Here is a 7,783-nt window from a genome sequence, read left to right as displayed (position 1 = left end):
GCCGATCTAAAAACACCACAGCGCAGGCCGGTGCGATAATAACAAGTCATATGACTGGTTTTATCAATTACGTTACTAACTTGTAGATAGACGCCCGTATTTCACGTAGCCTGAACTCGTCGTTGCGCAGAAATGGGGTGCCTGGTTTCGATACTTCCCTGCGTGCGGCCCCTCAGTGGTCTCAAGCAAAGGAATGCAGCTATGAAAACCCCCTCCTCCCGCACCAGGGCCATCGCAGCTTTCACTGCCGGGCCCATCGCCGTCCTCATTGCCGGAGCCATGGTTTGGCAGGGCTCCCAGGCCGCGTTCACCGCGACCACCCGGAACTCCGGCAGCTCCTGGAGCACCGGCAGCGTCACCCTGACGGACGACGATTTGGGCGCAGCCGCATTTACCGTGGAGAACATTGTTCCGGGGCAGACGGGACAAAAGTGCATTGTGGTCACCTCCAATGCCAACGTCCCCGGTGAAGTGCGGGCATATACGCAAAATCTCATCACGGACCGCGGCTTGGAGGATCGGATCTTCTTCGATTTGGAGCAGGGAACCGGCGGATCATTCAACGATTGCACCGGCTTCACGCCCACGGCAAACACCGTGCCGGAGTATCCGCTGTCCACCTTGGCCACTGCCAACAGGGATTACGCAACAGGCGGCTCCGCTTGGGACACCGCCGGGAACCCGGGAGAGACGCAAAGCTACAGGGGCACCTGGCGCTTCGATACCACCGGACTCACGCAGGAACAGGTCAACGCTCTGCAGGGCGCCCGGGTCAGCATAGACCTCGTGTGGGAACTGCAGTCGGACACCGCGCCCACTCCGTAGTCTGAAGGGATCTGTTGCAGCGTCGTGAGCCTGGAACACAAGGACAGCGCCAGAACAGCCCTGTTCTCCGCTGAGGGATGGGTGCCGTTTGTCGTGGCACTCATGGCCCGCGTGTATCTGGGAATCTCCTTGACGCTGGCGGTCATAGCACTGTTCCCTGCCCTGTTGGGCTGGGGTGGGAGCGTGGTGCAAAGCGGTTCCATGGAACCGCACATCAGTCCCGGCGACGTCGTCCTTTCCTCGGCACTTCCACACAACCAGCCCGTTCCCCTTGGCGGGGTGGTGGAGTTCCTCAGCCCGGCGGAAGCGGAGCCTGACGGAAAAGAGAAAACGCGCCTGCACCGCATTGTCGGAGCCAATGATGACGGCACCTACATCACTGCCGGTGACGCGAACTCGGAGACTGACAGCACCCCGATGAAACGGGAGCAGATCACCGGACAGGCCCGCCTCCTGGTGCCCATGGTTGGCTTACCCGGATTGTGGATTACCCACGGCACGCTCCCACAACTGGCCATCTGGTCCGTGGGGACGCTGCTGGCGGTGGTGTGCGCAATCTACCTGGGCACCACCCCGCGTGAACGCAGCCTCCCGCGCGAAAGCACCAAGCCGAACCCTGCCCGGCAGGTTCAACCAACCGCCCAACGACGACCTGCCGCGGTTACCCTCCCCGCAGCCTGGGCCAACCCCCGTGTCAAGGCCGTTGCCGCGTTCCTCCTCGCAGCCCTCATCGCCGTACTGGTCATCCTTGGCGCAACGGCGGGAACCTCCGCGGCCGCCTTCACATCAGTCACGTCCAACACAGGAAACACGTTCGCCGCGGCATCCGACTGGAACCCGCCCATCGTCACTCTTGCCGACCCCGGTATCTCGATCAGGGATACCGTTGCCATCTCCGCCACGGCGCAGGATGCCGAGTCCGGAATCAGAAGTATCGACGTCGAATATCTCCGGGACGGTACGTCCACGTGGACCAATTTGTGCTCCACAGCTACCGGCGCAGCCACCTGTCAGTGGAACACCAAATCAGTGCCCGACGGCGACTACAGCCTGCGCGCGCGGGCTACGGACAACGCCGGACTCACCTCAGTGACCCCGGTCCGCAGCACGACGATCGCCAACAGTTTCACCGTGGTTCTCGCGAGCCCCGCCGAAGCGGTGCGCGGGAACGTACCCTTGTCCACCACGCTGCTGGGCGCGGGTACCACCATCTACAGCGTCCGTGTGGAGTACTCGGTGGCGGGGGCAAACAAGTGGAACACCCTGTGCCTCTACGTGGCCAGCCCCTATAACTGCACATGGAACACCGCTCTTTACGCCAACGAAACCTACGATCTCCGTGCCGTGGCTGTTGCTGGTTCGAACACGACGTATTCGGCAGTAGTCACGGACATCACGGTGGACAACCTGGCTCCCAGCGTGGCGTTGACGGATCCGGGCACACCCCTCAGTGGCGTCCGTACTCTGGCAGCAACGTCAACCGATGCCCACTCCGGGGTTTCACAGGTGAGTCTTCAGTACGCCAGAACAGGGACCAGCACGTGGTTCACAGCGTGCACACTTTCCGAGGGTCCGTACGCGTGCCGGTTCGACACCACCACCGTGGCCGATGGCGGCTATTCGTTCCGGGCCGTGAGTGCGGACGCTGCGGGAAACAGCGCCACCACCGCCGCGATCAACCGGACAGTGGACAACACTGTTGCCTCCGTGTCCGTGGATGACCCGGGCGCCTACCTCACTGGCACGGTGCCCATCTCCGCTGCCGCCAACTCAACGGCCGGTGTGGCTTCAGTCAGGATTCAGGTGGCCCAAGCCGGGACCACCACGTGGAGCACACTGTGCACCGCAGCATCAACTCCCTACACCTGCAGCTGGAACACCACCACCTACGCCGACGGCGCCTATGACCTGAGGGCGGTCCTCACTGACCGCGCGGGCAAAGAGACTTTCTCGGCAACGGTCGCGTCAAGGAGGGTGGACAACAGCCCGCTTCGAGCAGCCGACATCCGCACCGGCAACGGCGGTGCAACAACCGGCAGGCTCGAAAGCGGAGACTCCCTGAGCTTCGTCTACAGCCAGCAGGTCAATCCGGCCACCGTCACGCCAGGTTGGGCGGGCGCCTCCCTGCCCGTGACGGTGCGGTTGAGGGACGGCAACCTTGTGGGCCTGGGCAACTCTGCCGATGTCCTTGACGTCCAAAGAACGGGCAGCAGCGTCAATCTCGGCTCGGTCAACCTCAAGCAAAACTACGCCAAGAGCCGCAAGACAGTGATCTTCAATGCCACCATGACAGCCACCACCGAAACTGTCGCAGGAGTTCCACGCTCGGTTGTGACCGTAACCCTCGGCGGTGCAGCCAGCGGCGGCGCAGGTGTGAGGACGGCAGGTGCGGCAGCAAGCATGGTCTGGACACCGACGTCGGCCGTCACCAGCTTTACCGGCGTCGCTTGCTCGCTGGCGCCCCTCACAGAAGCAGGCGCCTTGGACCGGGACTTCTAAAACGGACCGTTCCGGAAACATTTTTTTGCTGTCTGTAACCGTTGCCGCCCGGCCGGAAACTATACAAGTATCCTGCAGTTCAGGGCTCTATATCAGGGGGAAAAATCGTGCTTTCCGAGCGCGAATTGGCGTTCATCGCCATTCACAAAGACAGCTACCCATCCGTCTTCAGGTTCGTCTGCCGACGCGTCGAATCTGCTGAGGTAGCGGAGGAGATCGCAGCAGACGTGTTCCGCATTGTCTGGCAAAAATGGGCCGACGACTCACGCCCGGAACTCCCGTATCTATTGACGGTGGCCCGGAACCTGGTGGGGAACGCTTACAGGAGCCGCGATAGGCGGCAGGCACTCCAGGAAAGGCTGCGGTCGACGGCGGTGGAGCGGTTTGGCGATGAGTCCGAGAACGTCGTGGTCCAGGACGCCATGATGCGGTTGCGGGACCAGGACCGCGACATCCTGCAGTTGGCTTATTGGGACGGCCTGAACTCCGCGGAAATTGCGGGCGTGCTGCAGTGCAGCGAATCGGCGGCCAAGGTCCGCCTCCACCGGGCCCGAACGGCGTTCCGGAAACAGATGCCTGCAGGGGCCGAAACCACCACACACAAGATGGGGGTCTGAAGACAATGGATCCGATCAAGAACCAAATTTCAGCGATTGACCCGCTCACTGTCGATCCAATTCCCGAGCCCAATGGGGAAGAAGCGCTGCACAGGATCCTCTCCGGCTCCACGGTGTTCAGCGATACCCGTTCAACGCCGGTAGTGACCTCCCTGGAGGATCGCCGGCGCCGAAAGGCCCGGATCGCGGGTGGTTTGCTGCTTGCCGCGGCGGCCGTTACGGCCGGCATCCTCGTTGCCTCAAACTTCGAGACGGTCAGCTCCAATCCCTTGCCAGCTGTGACGATGCAGAGCTCAACGCCCACGCCAACCCCTTCCGTTACCCCAACACCCACCGCCACTCCCACGGTGAGCCCGTCGGCAACACCCACCGCCACAGCTACCCCGACGCCCACCCAATCGCCCACACCCACGACACCTCCGGTTGCCGCCTCGGCGCCAGTGGTGCCACCCGTGCAGGCGCCGACCAGCCAGACCTACACTTTCCCGGACGGGCATTTGTCCTTCACCTATCCGGTGGGCTGGAGTATCCGGGTGGAACAAGGACCATTCGATCCTCCCGGGACTGCGGAAGCCTCGCGCATTGTGACTGTCTTCGATGCCGCTGGGGCAGAGGTAGCCCGCGTGTTCAATGGCAACTACGGCGATGGTACGGGCGGCTGGGTGAAGAGAACCGTCTATGACCGAGCCGTAGTACCTGGTGTTGTGTCCTCGACGTCGCCCAACGACCCGGTGCAGTTCGGGTTCTTTGCCCACCAGTCGGCCCTCATGACGCACCCGGGAGAGGAAGCTCCGGCCACGCCGCTGGACGAGACTCCCACGTACATCATGGACGTTCGCCTGACCTCGGAGATGCAAGCCGGTGAGACAGGTTCAGGCATCAATCAGATCCGCGTACCTAATGGCATTATGAGTGCTTACGCGATTTTCGATCCCGCCAAGCAGCCCGCCTTCGCCACCCCGGAAGCGGCCAAGGCCTGGATGAATACTACGCAGTACGCCCAGCTGAAGGCGATGTTCCTGAGCCTGAGCTACAAATAGCCCCATCTGTGTAACAGCAAACGTCGCACTGACACTCCAGTGCGACGTTTGCTGTTACTTACTTGGGTTAGCGGACGGGGTGGTTAGCGGAGGGGGTGGTTAGCGGACCGTGACCAAATGGCTGGCGGGGTCGTACCGGAAGGTGACCGGGCCGCCGTCGTGCTTCAATGCGATGTTGCTGCCGTTCGGGGCGCCGGCCAAGCCGTAGTTCTCGGCCCAGGAACCGTTGATCGCGGCCTTGAACTCGTAGCTGCCCGCAGCAAGGTCAGGGACCGGGAGCTTCCAAGTGCCGTCCGCCGGGTCCAAGGACAGCTGGGCTTGGGCACAATCCGGCATCCAGTCACCCGCGCAGCCGAGCTCGGAATTCAGGCTTCCCGGCACCGAGACGGCGTCCGGTTGCTGACCCGGGACAGCTGCGCTGATCACATTGGTGGCGTGGTCGTACAGGAACGTGACGGCGCCGCCGGAGTGCGTGAACACAACGTTGGGGCCGTCCAGCTCGCCGCTTGCACCGTAGTTTTCGTCCCAAGTGCCGTTGAGCGCGGCCTTGAACTCATAGGTACCGGCGGGCAGGTTGGGGATGTTCAGCTGCCACAGCCGATGCGTCGGCTCATACGTCATCAACGCCTGTTCGCAGGATGGCTGCCAGTCCTCGGCGCAGCCCAGCTCGGTGTTGAGGCTGCCGGCCACGGTGACGGTTTCCGGCTGGGTGGGTTCACCCACCACACCGCTGCTCGGCTCGCTCGCCGACGTCTGCCCGCGGTTGTCCAGCACCACCGCACGGTACTCCACCGAGGCCCCCGGCTCCAGGGCCGAGACGTCGTGGAACACCTGGTAAGGGGCGTTGTCGTCGGTGCCGATCGGCGTCCACTCGCCACCGGCAGTACGTGACTGGAAGGTGACTTCGTAGAACGAGCTACCGTCGACGTCGGCCGTCACCTTCAATCGGCTGGCGTCACCAGCCGCGGTGACCGGTTTCTTCAGTACGACGCCGGGCGCCTCCTTGGACTTGGCAAGCCGCCCCGCTGCTTCATAAACCACTGCCGAAAGCGGCGGGACGGTAACGCTCAACTGTGCCTGTGCATCGGTTTTGGCATCTGCCGGGGCGTCGCCGTAAACCAGGTTGAACGGTTGCTTGGCTTCATACGTGGGGATTGCCGCAGTCTGGGCGGTCTCGCTGTTGTTGACGGCCACGATGTACTCGCGCTGATCCTTGGCGTCTATGCGGGAGAAGGCGTAGATGCCCGCGCCATCGGCGGCGTAGCGGTTCTGTTGGGCACCGCTGCGCAGTGTCGGGTGCTCGGCGGTGAGGGCGGCGAGTTCACTGATCTTTTTGTACAGCGGGTGCTCGGTGTTGAAGTTGTCGGTGGCGTGTGTGGCGTTGGTGCCAAGGAGATCGTCATCCAGGTATTCCTGGACTTTGCTGGCGAACATTGTCTGCCGGGAGTCCTGGTCTCCGCCCGCACCGGTGAAGCCCTGCTCGTCCCCGTAGTAGATCACCGGGTTGCCGCGCGAGAAGTACATCAGCTCGTGGGCGAGCTCGTCACGTTCCACCAGTTCGGCGTCACTTGCGCCCACGTTGTCCTGTGCGATGAAGGTGCCGATCCGGCCCATGTCGTGGTTGCCCAGGAAGGTGGGCAATTGGTAGACGTTGGAGTCAGCGTCGGTGTACCAGTCATCTCCATTGAAGAAGTCCGCCAAACCCGTGGCCTTGCTGCCCTGGGATGCGAAGCTGCGGGCTGCACCTTGGAAGCCGAAGTCCAGGACGGCCTGCATTTGGTTCCTGGTGGTGAATTTGGACGTGATGCTCTTGGAGGTGTCGAAAACCTCGCCGAACATGAAGAACTCGTCCTTGCCCTGTTCCTCCGCGTAGCTGAGAACCTCCGGTCCGAACTTCTGCCAGAACTCGTCATTGACGTGCTTCATGGTGTCGATGCGGAAGCCGTCGATCCCGAAGTCGCGGATCCAGGTTTTGTAGACGTCCATCATTCCGTTCACCACCTTCGGGTTCTCGGTGAACAAGTCATCCAGTCCGAAGAAATCGCCGTAGAGGGAGTCCTCGCCGGCAAAGTTGGTGTTGCCTCGGTTGTGATAGAGCGTGGGGTCGTTCAGCCAGGATGGGACCTTGACGTCTTTTTCGGCCGCAGGGACCACTGGGGTGTACGGGAATGACGTTGCGGCATCGAGCGCCGGGAAGTCCTGCGTCCCGGCGTAATCCCGGTCATCGAAGACCTCGCCTGACGCCGTCCGGTAGGGCTCGGTGTCCTTGGAAATGTACGGAGCCGCGGCGGTCTCCTGGTACTGGATCACATCCGCGGTGTGGTTGGTGATGATGTCGAAGTACACCTTCATGCCACGGGCGTGCGCGGTATCAATAAGGGTTTTCAGCTCGGCGTTAGTGCCCAGGTGAGGGTCGATCTGGGTGAAGTCCGTGACCCAGTACCCGTGGTAGCCGGCTGAACTGTTCGCCAGGGTGCCGTCACCCTGAACCGCCTTGTTCTTGAAGCTGGGTGTGAGCCAGAGGGAATTGGTGCCCAGGCCTTGGATGTAATCCAGTTGGTCCTGCAGGCCTTTCAGGTCTCCGCCGTTGAAGAAGCCTTTGCGGGTGGGGTCGAAACCGGACACCATCGGATCGGTGCCCAGCCCGCCGTCGTCGTTTGCTGTGGTGCCGTTGTTGAAGCGGTCGGCCATGACGAAGTAGAAATTTTGATCGCTCACCCCTCCGCGGAGGGAGTGCAGGGCTGCGGGATCAGCGTCTTTGGAGGCCGGGGCGGCACCCGCGGGGAGGACCGCTGTGGCGGT

General features: G+C 62.4%; 5 protein-coding genes. 4 read left to right on the top strand and 1 reads right to left on the bottom strand.

Features of this window, described 5'->3' with window-relative positions; translation table 11 throughout:
• Nucleotides 1–201 precede the first annotated feature (201 nt).
• The 4 genes from HP499_RS17665 to HP499_RS17650 all read left to right on the top strand — a co-directional run bounded on the left by HP499_RS17665 (nucleotide 202) and on the right by HP499_RS17650 (nucleotide 4,981).
• Entirely contained in the window at nucleotides 202–825 is a 624-nt protein-coding gene (locus HP499_RS17665; RefSeq protein WP_172325510.1) for a hypothetical protein, read from the top strand.
• A gap of 24 nt (nucleotides 826–849) precedes the next feature.
• Nucleotides 850–3,324, top strand: a complete 2,475-nt coding sequence (locus HP499_RS17660) for an Ig-like domain-containing protein (protein ID WP_172325509.1) — start codon at nucleotides 850–852, stop codon at nucleotides 3,322–3,324.
• Between the two features lie 107 nt (nucleotides 3,325–3,431).
• Nucleotides 3,432–3,941, top strand: coding sequence for an RNA polymerase sigma factor (locus HP499_RS17655; RefSeq protein WP_172325508.1), 510 nt, complete (start codon nucleotides 3,432–3,434; stop codon nucleotides 3,939–3,941).
• Between the two features lie 5 nt (nucleotides 3,942–3,946).
• Nucleotides 3,947–4,981, top strand: a complete 1,035-nt coding sequence (locus HP499_RS17650) for a hypothetical protein (protein ID WP_172325507.1) — start codon at nucleotides 3,947–3,949, stop codon at nucleotides 4,979–4,981.
• 99 nt (nucleotides 4,982–5,080) lie between these two features.
• Here the strand turns inward: HP499_RS17650 and HP499_RS17645 are convergent.
• A partial coding sequence (locus HP499_RS17645) for an alpha-amylase family glycosyl hydrolase (RefSeq protein WP_172325506.1) occupies nucleotides 5,081–7,783 on the bottom strand: 2,703 nt, incomplete at its 5' end.

The organism is Paenarthrobacter sp. CM16 (assembly GCF_013179505.1).
GTDB lineage: Bacteria > Actinomycetota > Actinomycetes > Actinomycetales > Micrococcaceae > Arthrobacter.
This window is presented reverse-complemented; position numbering and strand designations above follow the sequence as displayed.

Excerpts from the sequence above, each read along its gene's own strand:
- HP499_RS17665 (WP_172325510.1), top strand. The coding sequence starts at position 202 with ATGAAAACCCCCTCCTCCCGCACCAGGGCCATCGCAGCTTTCACTGCC.
- HP499_RS17650 (WP_172325507.1), top strand. The coding sequence starts at position 3,947 with ATGGATCCGATCAAGAACCAAATTTCAGCGATTGACCCGCTCACTGTC.